This window comes from Arthrobacter sp. W4I7, assembly GCF_030816215.1.
Classification (GTDB): Bacteria; Actinomycetota; Actinomycetes; order Actinomycetales; family Micrococcaceae; genus Arthrobacter; species Arthrobacter siccitolerans_A.
This window is the reverse complement of sequence record NZ_JAUSXU010000001.1, coordinates 3838199-3856018: the sequence shown is the minus strand read 5'-3', so window position 1 is coordinate 3856018 and position 17820 is coordinate 3838199. Positions and strand designations below refer to the sequence as shown.

The 17820-nt window shown below is 64.8% G+C and carries 18 protein-coding genes; 9 read left to right on the top strand and 9 right to left on the bottom strand.

Annotation, left to right across the window (positions count from 1 at the left end; all coding sequences use genetic code 11):
* Positions 1–97: 97 nt before the first annotated feature.
* The 3 genes from QF047_RS17355 to QF047_RS17345 all read right to left on the bottom strand — a co-directional run bounded on the left by QF047_RS17355 (position 98) and on the right by QF047_RS17345 (position 4124).
* Complete coding sequence (locus tag QF047_RS17355) at positions 98–1687, bottom strand: iron ABC transporter permease (RefSeq protein ID WP_307279627.1); 1590 nt, start codon at positions 1685–1687, stop codon at positions 98–100.
* A 4-nt stretch (positions 1688–1691) separates the two neighbouring features.
* Positions 1692–2756 (bottom strand): iron ABC transporter substrate-binding protein, encoded by a 1065-nt coding sequence (locus QF047_RS17350; protein ID WP_307279625.1) that lies wholly within the window; start codon positions 2754–2756, stop codon positions 1692–1694.
* A gap of 165 nt (positions 2757–2921) precedes the next feature.
* Positions 2922–4124: a glycoside hydrolase family 76 protein gene (locus tag QF047_RS17345; protein WP_307279622.1), complete on the bottom strand. Its 1203-nt coding sequence runs from the start codon at positions 4122–4124 to the stop codon at positions 2922–2924.
* 134 nt (positions 4125–4258) lie between these two features.
* Between QF047_RS17345 and QF047_RS17340 the strand changes: the two genes are divergently transcribed.
* Positions 4259–5068: a 3-hydroxyacyl-CoA dehydrogenase gene (locus QF047_RS17340; protein ID WP_307279620.1), complete on the top strand. Its 810-nt coding sequence runs from the start codon at positions 4259–4261 to the stop codon at positions 5066–5068.
* Positions 5065–6270, top strand: a complete 1206-nt coding sequence (locus QF047_RS17335) for an acyl-CoA dehydrogenase family protein (protein WP_307279617.1) — start codon at positions 5065–5067, stop codon at positions 6268–6270. The genes QF047_RS17340 and QF047_RS17335 overlap by 4 nt, the downstream gene beginning before the upstream one ends.
* Here QF047_RS17335 and QF047_RS17330 read toward each other — a convergent pair.
* Positions 6267–7112, bottom strand: coding sequence for a DUF1684 domain-containing protein (locus QF047_RS17330; protein ID WP_306637999.1), 846 nt, complete (start codon positions 7110–7112; stop codon positions 6267–6269). The two genes, QF047_RS17335 and QF047_RS17330, sit on opposite strands and share 4 nt — an antisense overlap.
* A gap of 113 nt (positions 7113–7225) precedes the next feature.
* On the opposite strand from QF047_RS17330, the gene QF047_RS17325 reads away from it, so the two are divergent.
* The 3 genes from QF047_RS17325 (at position 7226) to QF047_RS17315 (ending at position 11133) form a co-directional block, all read left to right on the top strand.
* Positions 7226–7777: a hypothetical protein gene (locus QF047_RS17325; protein WP_307279610.1), complete on the top strand. Its 552-nt coding sequence runs from the start codon at positions 7226–7228 to the stop codon at positions 7775–7777.
* 113 nt (positions 7778–7890) lie between these two features.
* The gene (gene ppc, locus QF047_RS17320) at positions 7891–10713 is read left to right on the top strand and encodes a phosphoenolpyruvate carboxylase (RefSeq protein WP_307279607.1); all 2823 of its coding nucleotides are present in this window, start codon (positions 7891–7893) and stop codon (positions 10711–10713) included.
* A gap of 114 nt (positions 10714–10827) precedes the next feature.
* A complete protein-coding gene (locus tag QF047_RS17315) occupies positions 10828–11133 on the top strand; it encodes a hypothetical protein (protein WP_306638005.1) in 306 nt (101 codons plus the stop codon).
* Between the two features lie 5 nt (positions 11134–11138).
* On the opposite strand, the gene QF047_RS17310 is transcribed toward QF047_RS17315, so the two are convergent.
* Both QF047_RS17310 and QF047_RS17305 read right to left on the bottom strand, forming a co-directional pair.
* A complete protein-coding gene (locus QF047_RS17310; RefSeq protein ID WP_306638006.1) occupies positions 11139–11759 on the bottom strand; it encodes a DedA family protein in 621 nt (206 codons plus the stop codon).
* A gap of 40 nt (positions 11760–11799) precedes the next feature.
* Complete coding sequence (locus tag QF047_RS17305) at positions 11800–12777, bottom strand: RluA family pseudouridine synthase (protein WP_307282030.1); 978 nt, start codon at positions 12775–12777, stop codon at positions 11800–11802.
* A 106-nt stretch (positions 12778–12883) separates the two neighbouring features.
* On the opposite strand from QF047_RS17305, the gene QF047_RS17300 reads away from it, so the two are divergent.
* Together QF047_RS17300 and QF047_RS17295 are read left to right on the top strand one after the other, a co-directional pair.
* The gene (locus tag QF047_RS17300; RefSeq protein ID WP_307279602.1) at positions 12884–13555 is read left to right on the top strand and encodes a helix-turn-helix domain-containing protein; all 672 of its coding nucleotides are present in this window, start codon (positions 12884–12886) and stop codon (positions 13553–13555) included.
* Complete coding sequence (locus QF047_RS17295; protein WP_307279600.1) at positions 13548–14240, top strand: SRPBCC domain-containing protein; 693 nt, start codon at positions 13548–13550, stop codon at positions 14238–14240. Before QF047_RS17300 ends, QF047_RS17295 begins: the two co-directional genes overlap by 8 nt.
* Before the next feature lie 127 nt (positions 14241–14367).
* Here QF047_RS17295 and QF047_RS17290 read toward each other — a convergent pair whose 3' ends face one another.
* A complete protein-coding gene (locus QF047_RS17290; protein WP_306638011.1) occupies positions 14368–14943 on the bottom strand; it encodes a TetR/AcrR family transcriptional regulator in 576 nt (191 codons plus the stop codon).
* A 74-nt stretch (positions 14944–15017) separates the two neighbouring features.
* On the opposite strand from QF047_RS17290, the gene QF047_RS17285 reads away from it, so the two are divergent.
* Together QF047_RS17285 and QF047_RS17280 are read left to right on the top strand one after the other, a co-directional pair.
* Entirely contained in the window at positions 15018–15578 is a 561-nt protein-coding gene (locus QF047_RS17285; RefSeq protein WP_307279593.1) for a monooxygenase family protein, read from the top strand.
* Between the two features lie 48 nt (positions 15579–15626).
* Positions 15627–15776, top strand: a complete 150-nt coding sequence (locus QF047_RS17280; RefSeq protein WP_307282141.1) for a hypothetical protein — start codon at positions 15627–15629, stop codon at positions 15774–15776.
* Positions 15777–15827: 51 nt separating this feature from the next.
* Here QF047_RS17280 and QF047_RS17275 read toward each other — a convergent pair whose 3' ends face one another.
* Positions 15828–16751 carry a hypothetical protein gene (locus tag QF047_RS17275; RefSeq protein WP_307279591.1) on the bottom strand — a complete coding sequence of 308 codons (924 nt, stop codon included), beginning with the start codon at positions 16749–16751 and terminating at the stop codon, positions 15828–15830.
* Positions 16752–16851: 100 nt separating this feature from the next.
* On the bottom strand, positions 16852–17652 hold the full coding sequence (locus QF047_RS17270) for a hypothetical protein (protein WP_307279588.1): 801 nt from the start codon (positions 17650–17652) through the stop codon (positions 16852–16854).
* Between the last annotated feature and the right edge of the window lie 168 nt (positions 17653–17820).

Genomic DNA, 17820 nt, shown 5'->3' with positions numbered 1-17820 from the left:
TGATCGGCCGGTTCTTGATGGGCCGGCACTTGTTGGCTGGGTGCCGTTTGCTTCGCTGCTTTTCGGATCGGGGCTTGTTCGATCGGCGCTTGTTCGATCACTGTCCGGCTACTTTCTTGGACTGCTGGAAGAGGAGGTAGGTCATGGGGGCGGAGAGCAGGATCATCAGCAGTGCGTAGGGAGCTGCTCCCGCATAGTCGATCTCGCTGCTCTTGCTCCAAAACTCGGTGGCCAGCGTGCGGGTCCCGTTGGGGGACAGGAGCAGGGTTGCGGTGAGCTCGTTGGCGATGGCCAGGAAAACCAGGGCGGCCCCGCCCGCGGCTGCGGGAGCGCTGAGCCGCAGCGTCACCCGGATGAAGGCGAGCAGCGGTGGCTTGCCCAGTGCCTGCGCGGCCTCATCAAGTTCCTTGGGCGCCTGGGAAAGCCCGGCACGGAGGTTCACGAGCGCCCGGGGGAGGAACAACAGGACATACGCCGCCACCAGTACGCCGGCAGTCTGGTACATCCCCGGCACCACACGGATGCTGACGGTCACGAAGGCCAGGCCCACCACGATGCCCGGCAGCGAGCTGGTGATGTAGTTGGAGAGCTCCAGGGATTTACTGAACCAGCCGGGATGCCGGACGGCGAGATAGGCCATCGGGAACGCCACTGCCGTGGTGGCAACTGCACCCGCCAGGCCGTAACCAAGCGTGGACAGGAGGGCCGGGAGGAACTCGTCGGCAGCCCACGCCTCCGGTCCGCCTGCCACCGTCCAACGCACCACGAAATACAGTGGCAGCCCCACAGCCAGTGCGGTCAGTGCCAGCAGGAAGGCCTGGGCCGGAACCTGGTACCCGCGCAACGGAAGCCGCAGGGCCCTGGCCTGGGCTCCGGATCCGATCCGGGCGTACCTCGCCGTGCCGCGGCTGCGGACCTCGGCCAGGAGCAGGAGGAGGCAGAAGAACACGAGGACGCTGGCCAGCATGTTCCCGGCGGCACCATTGAACGTGGACTGGTACTGGGTCATGATCGCGGTGGTGAATGTATCGAACCGGATCATGGCGAACGCGCCGTATTCGGCGAGCAGGTGCAGCCCCACCAGCAGCGCGCCGCCGGTCATGGCAATCCGGAGCTGGGGGAGCACCACCCGGAAGAACGTGCGCCACGCCCCAAGCCCCAGCGCAGCGGCCGACTGCTCGATGGCCGGGTCCAGCCGGCTCAGGGAGGCGGCGGCCGGGATGTACACCAGCGGGAAGTAGGACAGTGTGGCAATCAGCACGCCCGAGCCCAGGCCGCCCATCGAGGGAACGGCCGAGACCCAGCCGTAGCTGTTGACGAAGGCGGGGATGGCCAGCGGGGCAGCCAGGAGGACAGCCCACATTTTGCGTCCACGCAGCGTGGTCCGTTCAACCAGCCACGCGCCGGCCACGCCCAGCAACAGGCACAGCGGAATGGTGGCCGCCATGAGCAGGATGGTGTTCAGCAACAGCTCGGTAACCCGCGGCCGGAAGATCAGTTCGACGGCGGTGTCCCAGCCGGTTGCCACGGTCATGTACACCACGTACCCCAGCGGGACGAGGGAAAAGAGGGCGATCAGCACCGCCAGCACGGACACTGCAGAAACGCCGAAAGGCGGGCGGGGACTGTTGCCCCGGCCCGCCGTCGTCGTGCTCCTTTGGGGGGGAGCCGATAGATCGGAAGTCACGAAATTACAGGAGTCCTGCCTTGGTCATCAGATCGGTGACCTTTTCGGAGTTGAGCTTGGCGGGGTCCACGGTGGGCGCCTGCAGGTCTGCGATCGGGACCAGCTTCTCGTTGGCCGGAACATCAGAGGCAATGGCGTACTCGAAGGAGGTGCCGGTCTTCAGGACTTCCTGGCCCTTCTTGCCGGTGATGAACTCCAGGAAAGCCTGGGCGGCTGCTTCATTCTTGGACGTCTTCAGCACACCGCCGCCGGAGATGGAGACGAAAGCGCCCGGATCCTGGTTTTTGAAGTAGTACGGCGTGACGTTCTTGGAGTTCTCGCCGGTCTTGGCCTGGTCGCCATAGTAGTAGTAGTGGTAGATCAGGGCGGCGTCCACTTCACCGGCGTTGACTGCCTTCATGGCAGTGCTGTTGCCCTTGTAGGCCTTGAAGTTTTCCTTCATGCCCGTGAGCCACTCCCCGGTGGCGGCTTCGCCCTTGAGCTCGAGCAGTGCCGACACGATGGCCTGGAAGTCCGCGCCGGTGGGCGAAGCGGCCCACTTGCCCTTCCACTCGGGCTTGGCCAGGTCAAGCATGGACTTGGGCAGCTGGTCCTCGGTCAGCTTGGCCTTGTCGTAGACCAGGACGGTGGAGCGGGCCGCAATGCCGGTCCACTTTCCGGTGGAGGGCCGGAACTCTTGGGGAACCTGCTCCGTAGTGGCCTTGTCCACATCCGCAAAGAGACCCGCGTTTTCAACCTGGGTCATGGCCGGGGAGTTCTCGGTGAGGAACACGTCCGCCGGGGAGGCCGCGCCCTCCTGGATGATCTGGTTGGACAGCTCAGTGTCCGAGCCCTGGCGCATGGTGACCTTGACGCCGGTTTCGGCCGTGAAGGCGTCGACCCATTCCTTGGTCAGGCTCTCGTGCTGGGCGTTGTAAACCGTGATTTCGCCGGAGACTGCGCCGCCGGAGGCGGAAGCGGCTGGTGAACCGGTGGAGGCGGGCGTGCCGCTGCCGGCGCAGGCGGTCAGGCCGAGTGCGGCGCTGGCGGCGAGTGCGATGCCGGCCAGTGCGCTGTTGCGAATCTTCATTGAGGGCGCTGCTTTCTGGGAAAGATTTGGGGCGGACCACGGTCCCGGTGAACCCTGGAGAAGGGAACCTCACCTGAGAAACTGTAGGGTAGGCAACCCTAAGACGTAACCCGGAAAGCGCTTAAAGTGAGCAGTGTCACATCAATTACGGAACTGTTGCGTGCCCTAATCCAATGCGGCAATGGATGCGGTGGCCTCGATTGCCATCCACGCCTGCAGTTGGGTGGAGAGCTCGACGCCGGGGCCCGCCGGGGAGGGTGCGCCCCGGTCCTCCGCGTGCAGGGGAAAGACGAGTCTTCCGGGTTGTTCCTTGCGGTTGCCATTGCCGGCGGCGGGCCGCCTTCCTGCCCAGAAAGCCTCCGCGGTGCCGGTGACAAGCCGCGCGGCGGTGACGCGGGCCTGCCGGGGGAGCCGCGGATCTGCTGCGGCGAGCGCAAGGTAACGGCACAAGATCCCGGTGAACAGGCCGCCGTCGCCTGTTCCCTCGCAGCGCAGGACGGTCAGTTGGCCAGCAGCTGCGCCGCCGTCATTGCCCCCTCCTGCCGGAACTGTCAGGTGCCGGTCCACCGCCTCCACCAGCATGGCTGCCCTGGCCAGGTTCGCCTCCCCGCCCAGCTCAAGCAGCGCACCCAGGACCGGGCCCTGGTTGTAGGTGTAGACCGCCCGCTCGATCAGCACGTTCCCGTCGGGGCCAAGCCGGACGCCGTCGAGGTACAGGCCCTGCCCCGGGTCGAAGAGGGTTACGTCCAGCCAGTCCAGCAGTGACTGCGCCTTGGCCCGCTGCCCTGTGCGGGCGTAGAAGAGGGCGACAGGTGCGGTGGCGGGCGTGTTTTTGAAGTCGCGCTTCTTGCTCCAGAAGGAACCGCCGCCCAGGTCATCGGTGCAGGCGGCGTCGAACTGGAGCGTGAGCGTCTTGCGGACCGCCGCGTTGCGCCGCCGCCCGGGCCGGCGCGTTTCCTGGGCCAGTGCGTCGAGCCGGAGGGTGGCGAGGGCAAGCCAGGCCATGTCGTCGTAGTAGTTGTTGACAACTGTGAGGCCGTTGCGCAGCCGGATCCCGGTGACCAGCCGGGAAGCGAGCCTTCCGGCGCTGGGATGTTCCGGGCCGTTGAACCTGGCGGCAGGGGTGGCGCCTTTGCCCAGCTCGCGGCGGCCCGCATCCACCAGGCAGTCAACATAGTGGGCCTGCCACCAGTAGTGCCAGGGCTCGAGCAGCTTGCCCTTCACGTCGTCGCGCCAGTGGGGGGCGGGCCACTGGATGCCGCCAAGATGGGTGCCCGGCAGGAAGAACAACCTCCTGCCGAAGAGTCCGGTGACAGACCGTGCGGCCTCGTTGGCCCTTTTGTGCCAGTCAACGGGAGAGGAAGTCATGGCTTCCACCCTAGCCGGGCGTACGGCAGCGCCGGGAAGGCCGGATAGTGCGTGGACCCGATAATTTCAGTTAACATTCACTAACTAATGCTCCGCGGGCTTCTGCCGGAGCAGGCCCGCATCAAGGAGGATGTATGGACGTCACAGGCAGCGTTGCGTTGATCACGGGAGGCGCCTCGGGCCTGGGGGCAGCTACTGCCCGCAGGCTGTTCGGCGCCGGCGCCTCAGTGGTGCTTGTTGACCTCCCCTCCTCTGCCGGGCAGGCGTTCGCCGAAGAGCTGAATGGGGGGACCGCGAATCCCATCGGAAGCCCCAAAAAGTCCGCCGTGTTTATGCCCGCGGACGTCACCAGCGAACCGGAGGTTCAGGCCGCCGTCGATACCGCCACCCAACTGGGCCCGCTGCGCATCGTGGTGAACTGCGCCGGAATCGCCACCCCCGGCAAGGTGCTGGGCCGGGAGGGCGTGCTTCCGTTGGAGGCGTTCAACCGGGTCATTCAGGTCAATCTGATAGGGACGTTCAACGTGCTGCGGCTGGCAGCGGCCGCCATGGTGGTCAACGAGCCGGCCAGCACCGAGCTGGGCGGACCGGAGCGCGGCGTCATCATCAATACCGCCTCGGTAGCAGCCTTTGAAGGGCAGATCGGGCAGCCTGCCTACGCTGCTTCCAAAGGTGCGGTAGCGGCGATGACGCTGCCCATCGCCCGCGAATTGGCGCGCTCCCTGGTGCGGGTAGTCACCATCGCGCCGGGAATCTTCGAAACGCCCATGATGGCCGGATTGCCGCAGGAAGCGCAGGATTCTTTGGGCGCCCAGGTGCCGCACCCCTCCCGGCTGGGCAAACCCGCCGAGTACGCCAACCTCGTGGCGCACATCGTGGACAATGCCATGCTGAACGGGGAGACCATCCGGCTGGACGGCGCTATCCGGATGGGACCGAAATGACCACCGCCAGAACGGTAACCCTGCCTCCGGCGGATTTCTTCGCCGTCGAATCCCTGCTGAACCAGGCGGAACGGGACAAGCTGGCTGAACTGCGCGATTTCCTGGCAAGGGAGATCGCCCCGTACGCGGGGGACTGGTGGAACAAGGCCGAGTTTCCCGCGCACATCCTGCCCAAACTCGCGGCCCTGCAGCTGAGCACTCCCGCGCAGCGCGGCTACAGCCACCTGTTCGCCGGCCTGGTGATCGCCGAGATGACGCGCGTGGACACGTCCATTGCCACCTTCTTCCTGGTCCATCACGATCTCTTCGTTGAGGCGCTGTACGCCTTCGGCAGTGCCGATCAAAAGCGACGGCTGCTGGACGACGCCTCGAACCTGCGCATCACCGGTGCGTTCGCCCTGACGGAACCGAACCATGGTTCTGATGTGGCCGGCGGCATGGAAACCCGCGCCAGGCGGATATCTTCCACCACCGGCAGGCCCGACGACGCCGGGGACACCTGGGTGCTGAACGGCGCCAAGCGGTGGATCGGCAACGGGACGTTCTGCGACTACATGCTGGTGTGGGCCCGGGACGAGGCGGACGGATCGGTGCGCGGCTTCATCGTTGATGCCACCCTGCCCGGGATCACCCGGACGCGGATCGAAAACAAGATCGCGCTGCGGACGGTGCAGAATGCGGACATCGTCTTCGATGACGTCAGGGTGGCCGAGGCGGACCGCTTCACCGCCATCAGCAGCTTCGATGACACCAATGAGCTGCTGCGCGGCTCGCGCATCATGGTGGCCTGGCAGGCTGTGGGCCAGCAGTTGGCGGCGTTCGACGTCGCCCGGCAGTACGCCGTCGAGCGCCCCCAGTTCGGCCGCCCGCTGGCACAGTTCCAGCTGGTCCAGCAGCAGCTGGTGACCATGCTGGGCAACGCCGTGGCAAGCATGGGCATGATGGCCGGGCTCGCCAGGCTGCAGGAGAACGGCGCTGCGGACATGCCGCAGGTGGCGCTGGCCAAGTCCTACCTGAGCGCGCGGATGCGTGAGACCGTGGCGCTGGGCAGGTCCATCCTGGGCGGCAACGGGATCGTCACCGACTACAGGATGGCGAAGATTTTCTCAGACGCGGAGGCCATCTACACCTACGAAGGATCGTTCGAGATCAACACCCTGATCGTGGGCCGCGCCATCACCGGGCTTTCGGCGATCGTCTAGTCCTCGGTGGTTGAGCCTGTCGAAACCGGATACGGCTGCATCTCGCCTGCCTCCACACGCACGTCCAGGGAGTTGTTCCTCACCGGCATGGGGCAGGTTCCGTACGGCGTAAAGGCGCTGGGATAGTTGATGGCCCGGTTGAAATCGAGCACTACCGACCCGTCCGGGCGGGGCCGCGGCACGGCGAGCTTGCGCCAGTCATCGGTGGTTTCGCCGTTTGTTTCATCATGGAATGTGAGTGTCAGGGCGCCAAGCTTCTCCTCCTCCGCCTGGAGCCGGACTTCGTGCTTACCGCCGGGAACACGGAACACCACCTCGCCCACCGTGCGGTGGACGCCGTCCACCAAGGGGTTGGCGGTGGCGATTGGCACGGCCACAGGCTCCGGATAGGGCTCGAACCTGCCGATGACTTCCCAATCCGGGTTGTACCTGTACGTGGGAACGCCCCGGAACTCCGTGAAAACGGGGGATCCAGCATCCCGGGTGCGGATGGCGTAGCGGCCTCCCCGCATGGCCAGCTCAACAACCACCTGGGCGCCGTCTTCGCCGCCGTACCGGACCCACATCAGGGACGCTTCGTCCGCGAGGGCCGCGGAAATCGTCCCCTCCACCGCTTGTCCTGTCTCCACCAGCGACAACCCGTCGGCGGGCGTTGCGGTGAGTGCCGCCGTCGTACCGTCCGTGGACCAGAGCCCAGGCACCAGTTCGACGGCGGCCGGGGAGTTTTCGAGCCATTGGAAGGAGGTGAGGGTCAACCACCCGTGGCGGGCTGCCAGGGCCTTGTTCCGGTTGTCGCGGAAGCGCTGCCAGCGCTCCACCTGGCTGGCTGGAGTGGTGCTCATGGTTCCTTTCGTACGTCATTTCCGGCTGCAACTGCAACTAACCCTCCTTCATTCCGGAGCGGAGCCGGAGTGGGATTGAACCACAACGTGGTCCGCCCTGTTGAATGGACGCCGTGGACATACTTGCGGGAGTCAGCAGCGACTGGCTCAAAAACCTGACCTGGATCGTGGCACTGGCTTTCGCGGCGGTGGTGCTGCTGTTAAGGCGGTTTCGGCGTCCGGATCAGGCCCTGTTCGCCGGCGTCCACGTATTCATTGCCGCCAGCCTCGCCGCCGGCATCTACGTCCTCAACCATCTGGGCGAAGGCCGCTGGGGCGGTGACAGGGAAGCCAAGCTCGATCCGCCGTCGCTCTCGGAAACGCCCATGGTGGGGCAGTTCCTGGCACCGCTGGACGGGACGCTCAGCGGTGTGGCCGACGTCGTCAACGAGTTCGTGGACTTCCGCGCCGCCTTTCCGGTGGCACTGGACTTTTTTGTTGCGGCCGGCTGGGCCCTTGCTGCCGCCGTTCCGGTGGGGCTGTGCGTCCTGACCGCCAACGCGTGGGAAACCAAACGCCGGAAGGCTGAATTTGCCGCCTCCAAAAAGGAGCTTGCCCAGCTGCGGGCGGAGCTCGAGGGCGTCAAGCAGCACATTGGTTATCGTTCCGGAGCTGACATTATCTGAGACGGATTCCCCCGAGGTGACGGACTGCGGGTAGCATCTTTAGCTAGTAACGTGGCTCACAGTATCCAGCGCAGTGTACGAGCCAAGTCCGAAACCCTCGAAAGATAGCTTCCATGGCTCACACTGCCGCACATCCCGAATCAGACCTTGCCTCCGAACTGAGGGCAGACGTCCGCCGTGTCTCCACCCTCCTCGGCGAATCCCTGGTCCGCCAGCACGGACCTGAACTCCTGGACCTCGTGGAGCAGGTCCGCCTCCTCACCAAGGAATCCAAGGAAGCCGCCCGCGGCGGTGCCGATGCCACCGGCCCCTGGAGCGCGCACGACGTCGTCGCCCAGGTCCGCGAACTCCTCGGCTCCCTGCCCATCGAGCAGGCCACGGACCTGGTGCGTGCCTTCGCCTTCTACTTCCACCTCGCCAACGCCGCCGAGCAGGTCCACCGGGTGCGGGGCCTGCGGACCCGCGCGGAGAAGGACGGCTGGCTGGCCAAAACCGTCAACGAGATTGCCGCCCAGGCAGGGCCCGGCGTCCTCCAGGAGGTAGTCAACGGGCTTGATGTCCGGCCCATTTTCACTGCCCACCCCACTGAGGCCTCCCGCCGCTCCGTCCTGGACAAGATCCGCAAGCTTTCCGATGTGCTGGCCCAGCCCACGGCCGAAGGAACCACGGCCCGCCGCCGCCAGGACCGCCAGCTGGCGGAAATCATCGATCAGATGTGGCAGACGGATGAGCTCCGCCAGGTCCGGCCCACTCCCGTGGACGAGGCCCGCAACGCCATCTACTACCTGGGCGGCATCCTCACTGACGCGATGCCCGAGATGCTGGCGGAGTTCTCCGAACTGCTGGGCGAACACGGCGTCACCCTCGCGTCCAAGGAAGCCCCCATCCGCTTCGGATCCTGGATCGGCGGCGACCGCGATGGCAACCCCAACGTCACCGCGGCCGTGACGCGGGAAATCCTGCAGATCCAGAACCAGCACGCAGTCCGGATCAGCATCGCCATGATCGATGAGCTGATCTCCATCCTCTCCAACTCCACGGCGCTCGCGGGGGCGGACAAGCAACTGCTCGAGTCCATCGACGCGGACCTTGGGAAGCTGCCGGGCCTGGACCGGCGGGTACTGGAGCTGAACGCGCAGGAGCCCTACCGGCTGAAGCTCACCTGCATCAAGGCCAAGCTCATCAACACCGGCAAGCGGGTGGCGGCCAATTCAAACCACGAGCACGGCCGGGACTACAGCGGCACCGACGAACTCCTGGCGGACCTCGAACTGTTGGAACTCTCGCTCCGCAACCACTCGGCGTCGCTGGCTGCGGACGGTGCCCTGGCCCGGGTCCGCCGCGCCATCGCCTCCTTTGGCCTGCACCTGGCCACGCTGGACATCCGCGAACACGCCGACCACCACCACGATGCCGTGGGACAGCTCATGGACCGTATTGGTGGGCCCGGGCTCCGCTACGCCGAACTCAGCCGTGAGGAACGCTTCGAGGTTCTCGGCTCCGAACTCGCCTCACGCCGTCCGCTGTCCGGCCACCCGATCAAGCTCGACGGCGCAGCTGACGGCACGTACGACGTCTTCCGCGAGATCCGCCGCGCCCTGCGCGCCTATGGGCCGGACGTCATCGAGACCTACATCATTTCGATGACCCGCGGCGCGGACGACGTCCTCGCCGCCGCCGTCCTGGCCCGTGAAGCCGGCCTGGTGAACCTCTTCGGCGAAAAGCCCTACGCCAAGATCGGGTTCGCGCCGCTGCTGGAAACAGTCGAGGAACTTCGTGCCTCCGCGGAGATCGTGGACCAGTTGCTGTCCGATCCGTCCTACCGCGAACTGGTGCGGCTGCGCGGGGATGTCCAGGAGATCATGCTGGGCTACTCGGACTCCAACAAGGAATCCGGCGTGATGACCAGCCAGTGGGAAATCCACAAGACCCAGCGCAAGTTGCGGGACGTCGCCGCCAAGCACGGTGTGCGCGTGCGCCTGTTCCATGGGCGCGGCGGGTCCGTGGGACGCGGCGGTGGACCCACCTATGACGCCATCCTTGCCCAGCCCAACGGCGTCCTGGAAGGCGAAATCAAGTTCACCGAGCAGGGTGAAGTCATCTCGGACAAGTACTCGCTGCCCGAACTGGCCCGCGAAAACCTCGAACTGTCCCTCGCCGCGGTGCTCCAGGGTTCCGCCCTGCACCGGGATCCGCGGACCTCCGCAGACCAGCGCGAACGGTACGGGCACGTGATGGAAACCATCTCAGATGCCGCCTTTGACCGGTACCGGAAGCTGATCGATGATCCGGACCTGCCGGCCTACTTCCTGTCCTCCACCCCCGTGGAGCAGCTGGGCTCGCTGAACATCGGCTCCCGCCCCTCAAAGCGCCCGGATTCCGGGGCGGGGCTCGGCGGCCTGCGGGCCATCCCGTGGGTGTTCGGCTGGACCCAGTCCCGCCAGATCGTACCCGGCTGGTTCGGGGTCGGCTCCGGACTCAAGGCAGCCCGCGAGGCCGGCAACTCCGCCCAGCTGGTGGAGATGTGGGAGAACTGGCACTTCTTCCGCTCCGTGCTCTCCAACGTGGAAATGACGCTTGCCAAGACCGATATGGACATCGCCGGCTACTACGTGTCCACCCTGGTTCCGGAAGAGCTGCACCACATCTTCCGGGCCATCCGGGAGGAATACGAGCTGACCGTGGCCGAGGTCCAGAACCTGACGGGCGAGAGGCTGCTCCTGGACGCCCAGCCCACGCTGAAGCGCTCCCTCGAAATCCGCGACCAGTACCTGGACCCCATCAGCTACCTGCAGGTGGAACTCCTCCGCCGTGTGCGTGCGGAAGCTGCGAACAAGGCCGACACCATCAGCGGCGGCGAAATCGACGAGCGCCTCCAGCGGGCCATGCTGATCACCGTCAATGGCGTGGCGGCAGGCCTGCGCAATACCGGGTAACGGCCAACCCTCTCTCACTTGATGCTGGTTTTCCCTTAACGCTCTCTCGCTCACGAGAGAGCGTTAAGGCTTTCCCCGCATTAAGTGAGAGAGCGTTTGGATAGGGTTGAAGGCATGCCATCGTTCCAGACCCGCCTGAAGATCACCGGCCTGCGTCCCGGCAACCCGCCTGAAGCCGTGATGGACGCAGCGGTGGAGGCGTTGGGAACACGCCACCACGTGGAGGCGAACCAGTTGCAGCTGGCGGGCGGCGTGCCGCAGTTGAACCTGCGCTTCCTTGTCGAAGCCACTGAATACAGCGGCGAGAACCGGCAGGCGCTGGACTCGGCGGCCATGATGCGGGACGCCGTCGAACGCGTTGCGCTGACCGGCTCGCTGATGGTGCTGCGGCGCAGCCGCGGCCGCTGGACGCCTCTCTAGGTCCGCTATGCCAGGGGAGGCTCTGGCTCCTCTACCGGGGAGCGGTTGCCCCGGCGGCGCGTGACGATAATTCCGACGACGACGCCGATCACCAGCCCCAGCGCCACCCCGATCAGCGAGCTGGCCCAGAACGGCAGGCGGGTGGCCGAGCCGGTGAAGTAGCCCAGGCCCACCAGCCAGCACGCCCAGAGGAGTGCCCCGAGCCCGGCGCACAGGCTGAAGCCTCGGACCGAAACGTTGGCGATGCCTGCGGCAGCCGAGGTGGCCAGCCGTCCACCGGGGATGAACCTGGCCCCGATGATGGCGCCGTAAGTGGAAGAGCGTCCTGCCTTGGCGAGTGCCGCGTGAATTCCGGTATGGATGCGCCGGCCCCACTGCCAGCGGTCAAGAACGTGGCTCAGCCGCCGCCGGAACAGCTGGAACACCACCATGTCGCCGAGCCAGGAGGCCAGGGCGGACAGGGCGGCCACCAGGAACACGTTGGCGCGGCCGTCCGCGGACAGTGCCCCGCCGGTGATCACCACCATCTCGGACGGGATGGGCGGAAAGATGGCGTCGCCCAGCACGACGGGGATGATCCAGAAATAGATGGCCGTCCCCCAGCTGTCAGCGCTGCCGAAGTCCATTGCCACAAGGTACCGCACATTCGTCGTGCTGGAACCGGGGTCAGGAGCCGGCGGCCTCGCTGAGCTCCAGCCGGCTGCGGTACTCCACCGGTTTTCCGGAGATCGGATCCACAAACCGGATGCTGCGGGCGAGAAGCTGCAGGGGTTTGCTGTAGTCGTCCGGAGCCTTGTCCAGCAGGTCGGGGTAGAAGGCGTCGTTGATGATGCCCAGCCCCAGCGAGGCCATGTGCACCCGCAGTTGGTGCGTCTTGCCGGTGTGCGGTTCCAGCCGGTACAGCGCGCGGCGGGAATTGCTACTCGACACGGCAACGGCGGCGCTTGCGGCACCCGGCGCCGTGCCGCCGTCGAACACTTCCAGCTGCTCAATCCGCGTCTCCGCGTTAGGTTCCCCGTCGATGACTTCGGCCAGCAGGTAGCTGCGAGACTTGGTCATCCGGTTGCGGACCACCACGGGAAATTCGACGGCGGGATACCCCTCGGCGGGCTCGGCCGCGGACACGCACTCGTATTCCTTCCGGACCTGGCGCTTCTCAAAAAGCACCTGGTACCTGCCGCGGGTTGATGGATTGGTGGAGAACAGCAGCACCCCTGCCGTCATGCGGTCCAGCCGGTGCATGGGAATCAGGTCCGGCAGGTTCAACTGGTTCCGGAGGCGCACGAGGGCAGATTCCTGGATGTAGGTCCCGCCGGGGGTGGTGGGCAGGAAGTGCGGCTTGTCCACCACCAGCAGGTGCTCGTCCTGATGCAGGATGCCCAGCTCCACGGGGATCCGGGTCTCCGGCGGCAGGGTCCGGTAGTACCAGATAAAGGTGTGGTCCCTGAGGGGAGTGGCCCGGTCCAGGGGAACGCCGCCCTCGCCGACGATTTCGCCGGCGTCAAACCTGTCCTCGATGCCCTGCGGATCGATGTGGCCCCAGCGGTGCATCATGTAGTCCATTGCGGTGTCCCACGGCCCCTCGCCGGGAAGGCGCAGGCGGGTGGCATTCACGCCGTCGCGGACGGGGAGGGGGGATTGCATCACCGGACAATTCTACGTGGCCCTGTTGCAGGACCGCCGCGACCGCCTCCCAACCGATCACAAAAAAGTTCTTGACAATAAAAGTTGTCGGTAAGAGACTTGAAGCATGTTGGAGATAGCAGTCATCGAGGACCCCGCGGCGGCCGAAGCTTCCCTGGATCCTGTCCGTACGCGCATCCTGCATGAACTGTCCCGCCCGGGGTCGGCCACGCAGGTCGCCGTGAAGGTGGGGCTGCCCCGGCAGAAAGTCAACTACCACCTCAAGGCGCTTGAGCGGCACGGCCTCGTGGAACTGGTGGAGGAGCGGCGCAAGGGCAATGTAACTGAGCGGGTGCTCCAGGCCACTGCGGCGTCCTACCTGATCTCGCCGCAGGCCCTTTCCGCGGTATCGCCGGATCCGCACCGCTTTTCGGACCGTTTCTCGGCCTTCTGGCTGCTGGCACTTGCCGGCCGGATGGTCCAGGAAATGGGCAAGCTGATCGCGGGGGCTGCCGCGGCCCGGCAAAAGCTGGCCACGTTCGCCATCGACGGCGAGATCACCTTCCGGACCGCCGCCGACCGCGCCGCCTTTGCGGAGGAACTGGGCGTGGCGGTCACGCGGCTCGTGGACAAGTATCACGACGGCGGCACCCCGCCCGGCGCCGGAGCCTCCGGCGGCAGGCGGCACCGGCTGGTGGTGGCGCTGCACCCCGTCCTCAAGACAACCGTCCTCAAGACAACCAGGGAGAACCCGGAAAGCCCGGCAATCCCCAAAGCTAAGGAGCAGGACAATGACTGACAAGCGCGAATTCGACATCGCCTACGACACCGAACTGCCCGGCCCGCCGGAGCGGGTGTGGGAGGCAGTGACTGCAGGCACGCCCGCCTGGATGTTCCCCACCGACCAGTGGCCGGCGGTCAGGACGGTCGAGGAATACCCCAACCACCTCGTTTCCAGGATGGACGGCCCGGACGGCTGGTTCAACCAGCTCGAGCACGTCCTGGAGCCGCTCGACGGTGGCCGCGCCCGCCTGCACTACGTACACAGCGGCATCTTCGCGGACAACTGGGACGAGCAGTACGACGGCGCCTCCCGCCACACAGAATTCTATCTCCACACGCTGGGCCAGTACCTGCAGTACTTCGATGGCCGCCCCGTGGTCTTCACGGACATCCAGGCGCCCCCGGCTTCGCAGACTGCCGACGGCTTTGTTCAGCTGCGACGTGCACTGGGCGTTGAGCTCGCCGGACAGGGGTCCCAGGTGAAACTGGAGCTCGACGGCGTGGGCCGGCTCAGCGGGGAAGTGGACTTCTCGAACGAACACTTCCTGGGGATCCGCACCTCCGATGCGCTGTACCGGTTCTTCGGGCGCAACGCCTTTGGTGCGCCGGTGGGAATGACCGTCCACGATTTCAGCGGGGCCGGGGATCCGGAAACCACCGGCAAGGCGTGGGGCAACTTCCTGGAGAAGGTGTACGCCTAAGGGGCCCTGCGCGGGCAGCGACGCACAAAACACAGATCGACCCGCACAATACCTGGCGCGACGGATGTATCAGCCGCGTCAGGTATCTTGCGGGCAGCAGGGGAATAGGCGCGCCGAAGAGGGGGCGTCAGGCAGCCCAGCCGCGCGCCACGGCGTCCAGGGCCGAGGTGTAGGCTGCGGCCCAGTCCGCGTCCGGCGGGCCCACCTCCGCCAGCTCCAGGCTCACCAGGCCGTGCACCTGGCCCCAGATTGCGAAGGCGACCTTTTCCACGGGTTCAGCCCGCAGGGCCCCCGCCGCCTGGGCGGAAGCCACCGCCTCCATCAGCGGTTCCATGGCACCGGCGGCAACTTCGGCACTCGGCTGGCAATCCACGTAAGCGGCCAGTGCACCGCCGAACATCAGCCGGTAGAGAGCGCGGTGCTCCAGCGCCCACGTCCGGTAGGCCACTCCGAGGCCCTGCAGCCCAGCCGGCGCCGCGGCCACCTGCGAGTCCCGGAAAGACCGGAACCCGTCGTCCACCACGGCGGTGAGGAGTTGGGACTTCCCGCCAAACAGTGAATAGACGGCGGTGGTGGACGTCCCCGCGGCCGACGCAACATCCCGCAGCGTCACCCTGGCCGGCCCTTCCCGGTTCACCAGCTCGGCGGTGACCGCCAGCAGTTCCTGCCGCAGGGAATCGTTATGGATCACGGGTCTTGCCATGGGTCCCATTGTTTCATAACCTTGTTTCGTAACCCCGTTATGAAAGCGAATCGCCTGAACCCAAGGAGCTTCCCATGGCGCAGAATGTCTTTCCGGGCCGCTATACCGCCGATCCTGGCCGGGAATCAGTGACGGTCTTCCTGATTGGCATGCGGGCCAACCGGTGGTGGAAGATGGGAGCGGTCGGCAAAGTGGCAAGCTCCATGCCGCGGATGCTCCAACACCTGGCGGGGGACCCGGCGTCGGGAATGCTGGGGTACGAGCAGTGGTTCGGCCGGACCACCATGCTGCTCAGCTACTGGGAAAGCCCGGAGCACCTGCGGAAATTCGCCGCGGACCGGGAGTCCCCTCATCTGGAGCCTTGGCGGCGTTTCATGAAGGAGACTGCCGGCAGCGGTGACGTGGGCGTATGGCATGAGACCTACCAGGTCCCTGAGGCCGGAATTGAAGTCATTTACAACGGGATGCCCCTCTTTGGGCTGGCCCGCCCTGTGACCCTGACGTTGGTAGAGCCTCTGGTGGTCGAAATCTCCGCCGACATCGCCTGGACAGGCAATGCCTTTCGCCATTCCTTCCGCTTTATGCGTCCCCGGCCGGACTTGGACCAAGAAAGCGTCCAGCTGCCGGTCCGCTAGGCCCACAGACTGTTCTAACTAAACCTGCGCGGCAATAGAATCGTGCGGGTGATGCTCACCGGCACAGTCACCAGCGAAGATAACCAGTACAACTGCCTCAGCGCCGAAGGCGATACCTATGAGGAAGCGCGTGCCAACCTGGAAACACTGCTGGCCGACGGTCAGAAACTCATAGTCATTCGCACTGACAGTTATTGAGAACAGGGGAATATTCGGTCCCAACCGCAGTAGTTAAAAAGCCCTTGCGGGCTACTGAACTCGCTGGTCATCTGTGTACGCGCTGAAGTCCGCATACGGGCCGGGAACACCTGTTCTTCGCATAAGCATGATGCGGCGAAAGTGTGTCGCCTTCCGGATCTCGGTTGAGGGAAGCCCTGCGTAGCCCAGAAGGTTCGTCACCAGGGCATCGGAAATATCAAGCAGCGGGAACACCATAGACACCAATATCTGAGCCCACGGCCCAGAAAGCCCATGAGTCAACCAAATGTTCGAGTGCGTGGCGCCAGAGTTAAGGCCCCAAGCGAAGTGCACCAGCGGAGTGTACTTTTGGCTCAGGTCAGTGCTTTTAACATCGACGTTAGCCACCTTGCCCTCGCAACGGACGTTTTGTGCCTGCCCCGTGCTCTCCTTCACCTGAACCTCCAGCCCAATCCTCCTGAACAGGCTTATCGCTCCCGTCCTCGATTCTTCAACTCTTTGCAGATCCTCGCGCCCGTCGTCCATTACCCCCTCCAGCGTATGAAGAACCGGTATTCCGCCCTGAACCTTCGCTAAGAAATCAGCGGCAGACCGGGCAAGCCGCTCCTGGGGAGAGATTGTGGGATCCGTCAGCGAGCAGATTCTGAGCGCAGCATCATGTATGGCCCTAACGCAGCTCATGATTGGGTGGGGCAGCATCTCGCCGGCGGCCAGAAGGGCGAGGATCGCCAGGCGGTATTCCTCCATGGTGTGCAAAAGCGTGGCCACAGACTGAGCAGCACTGGTGTAGCCACCTTGCACCAACTCAGCGTCTTGCGTTTGCTCCGCCCATTGTCGATCCCGCATAGCAGGCGACCCGACTGGCGGAGAAGTGAAGTTCTTAAGAGCATCCCTAGCAGCGTCCTGGATCACCAGCCCCTGCTGGCGGACGATTCGTTGCACAAGTAGGTTCTCGTCCGGGTCCTGTACTGGCATGGTGCCCAACCTACTTCAAGGTGATCCCTCGACCTCTTTGGACATCACGTATCTACCGCATATAAGGGCCATTCTCCCTCACGAAAACCAGCTCGATTCGTTAGTAATGGTCCTTCGGCTGAATTTCGAGTTCGTACCGCTTTCTCATCACTTCCAGGTTCTCGACGGCAGTAATCAGGAATCCACCCAAGAATGTCAGCCGAGAAGTGAGCTGGTACTCTCCCCCTTGGTCGGTCTTACTCACCACTTTGCGTTCCAAAAGTGCCGGCATCACAGAACCGTTTCCGTGGGCGAGACCACTGCAAGACTTCCATACCTGAATTCCCGTGAAGCACCGCCTCTTACCTACAACTTTGTCGGCGTTAACTACTACGTCAGTGGTGGTGACCCGCCCTGAAAGATCATGCTGCTTATAGCGCCGGAGGTCCTGTTGGAGTTCCAACAGCTTCTCGCGCGTCTTAGCCCCACTTTTGTCCTGCGGATCGAATGCCCTTGCCAGGCTGGCCATATCCTCGTTGTGCTCGTAGGACAGCCGAAGGCAGTAAAACGCGCGCTTATCTGCCCTGGTTGCGCTCAGCAACCATAGGCCATAGGAGGTGGACTCCACGGCCGAGCGGATCATGGAGTAGAGGGCCATCATGGGAACATCGTTCGTCTTTTCGATGTACCTAACGGTCGCTCGAAGATTGTCCAGAGCCACCATATTGGAGCTCCTGAGATGGTACGACATGGGTTGAATGGGAGTGAGTTTGTCAGCCTCTGCCATGGGACTCCCTGATACAGGGTCAGCCCACCCGGGCAGATCGATGACCGCCTGAATGCGGTTAGTTGCCTCCTGGATGAGCAGCGTCCCCGCTCGTTCTTCATCTGCTGATTCAGTGGTATCAAGTGAGAACGTCATAGCCTCGCCATCGTAACGTGTTCGTAAACCGGGATCCACGCTTGTCCGCCTAGTAGAGGCGCTATGCGGCTTCGGATAAAACGTTTGGGGCTACCTCCGGCAGGCTTAGGGCCCGAGTCAGTGAGGAGACGCTGACACTGAGAATCTGAGCCGTCTCCTTCAAAGTCT

Excerpts from the sequence above, each read along its gene's own strand:
- QF047_RS17340 (WP_307279620.1), top strand. The coding sequence starts at position 4,259 with ATGGACGTCACAGGCAGCGTTGCGTTGATCACGGGAGGCGCCTCGGGC.
- QF047_RS17295 (WP_307279600.1), top strand. The coding sequence starts at position 13,548 with ATGACTGACAAGCGCGAATTCGACATCGCCTACGACACCGAACTGCCC.
- QF047_RS17290 (WP_306638011.1), bottom strand. The coding sequence starts at position 14,943 with ATGGCAAGACCCGTGATCCATAACGATTCCCTGCGGCAGGAACTGCTG.
- QF047_RS17300 (WP_307279602.1), top strand. The coding sequence starts at position 12,884 with ATGTTGGAGATAGCAGTCATCGAGGACCCCGCGGCGGCCGAAGCTTCC.
- QF047_RS17335 (WP_307279617.1), top strand. The coding sequence starts at position 5,065 with ATGACCACCGCCAGAACGGTAACCCTGCCTCCGGCGGATTTCTTCGCC.
- QF047_RS17350 (WP_307279625.1), bottom strand. The coding sequence starts at position 2,756 with ATGAAGATTCGCAACAGCGCACTGGCCGGCATCGCACTCGCCGCCAGC.
- QF047_RS17310 (WP_306638006.1), bottom strand. The coding sequence starts at position 11,759 with ATGGACTTCGGCAGCGCTGACAGCTGGGGGACGGCCATCTATTTCTGG.
- QF047_RS17345 (WP_307279622.1), bottom strand. The coding sequence starts at position 4,124 with ATGACTTCCTCTCCCGTTGACTGGCACAAAAGGGCCAACGAGGCCGCA.
- QF047_RS17270 (WP_307279588.1), bottom strand. The coding sequence starts at position 17,652 with ATGACGTTCTCACTTGATACCACTGAATCAGCAGATGAAGAACGAGCG.
- QF047_RS17305 (WP_307282030.1), bottom strand. The coding sequence starts at position 12,777 with ATGCAATCCCCCCTCCCCGTCCGCGACGGCGTGAATGCCACCCGCCTG.
- QF047_RS17275 (WP_307279591.1), bottom strand. The coding sequence starts at position 16,751 with ATGCCAGTACAGGACCCGGACGAGAACCTACTTGTGCAACGAATCGTC.
- ppc (WP_307279607.1), top strand. The coding sequence starts at position 7,891 with ATGGCTCACACTGCCGCACATCCCGAATCAGACCTTGCCTCCGAACTG.
- QF047_RS17315 (WP_306638005.1), top strand. The coding sequence starts at position 10,828 with ATGCCATCGTTCCAGACCCGCCTGAAGATCACCGGCCTGCGTCCCGGC.
- QF047_RS17330 (WP_306637999.1), bottom strand. The coding sequence starts at position 7,112 with ATGAGCACCACTCCAGCCAGCCAGGTGGAGCGCTGGCAGCGCTTCCGC.
- QF047_RS17285 (WP_307279593.1), top strand. The coding sequence starts at position 15,018 with ATGGCGCAGAATGTCTTTCCGGGCCGCTATACCGCCGATCCTGGCCGG.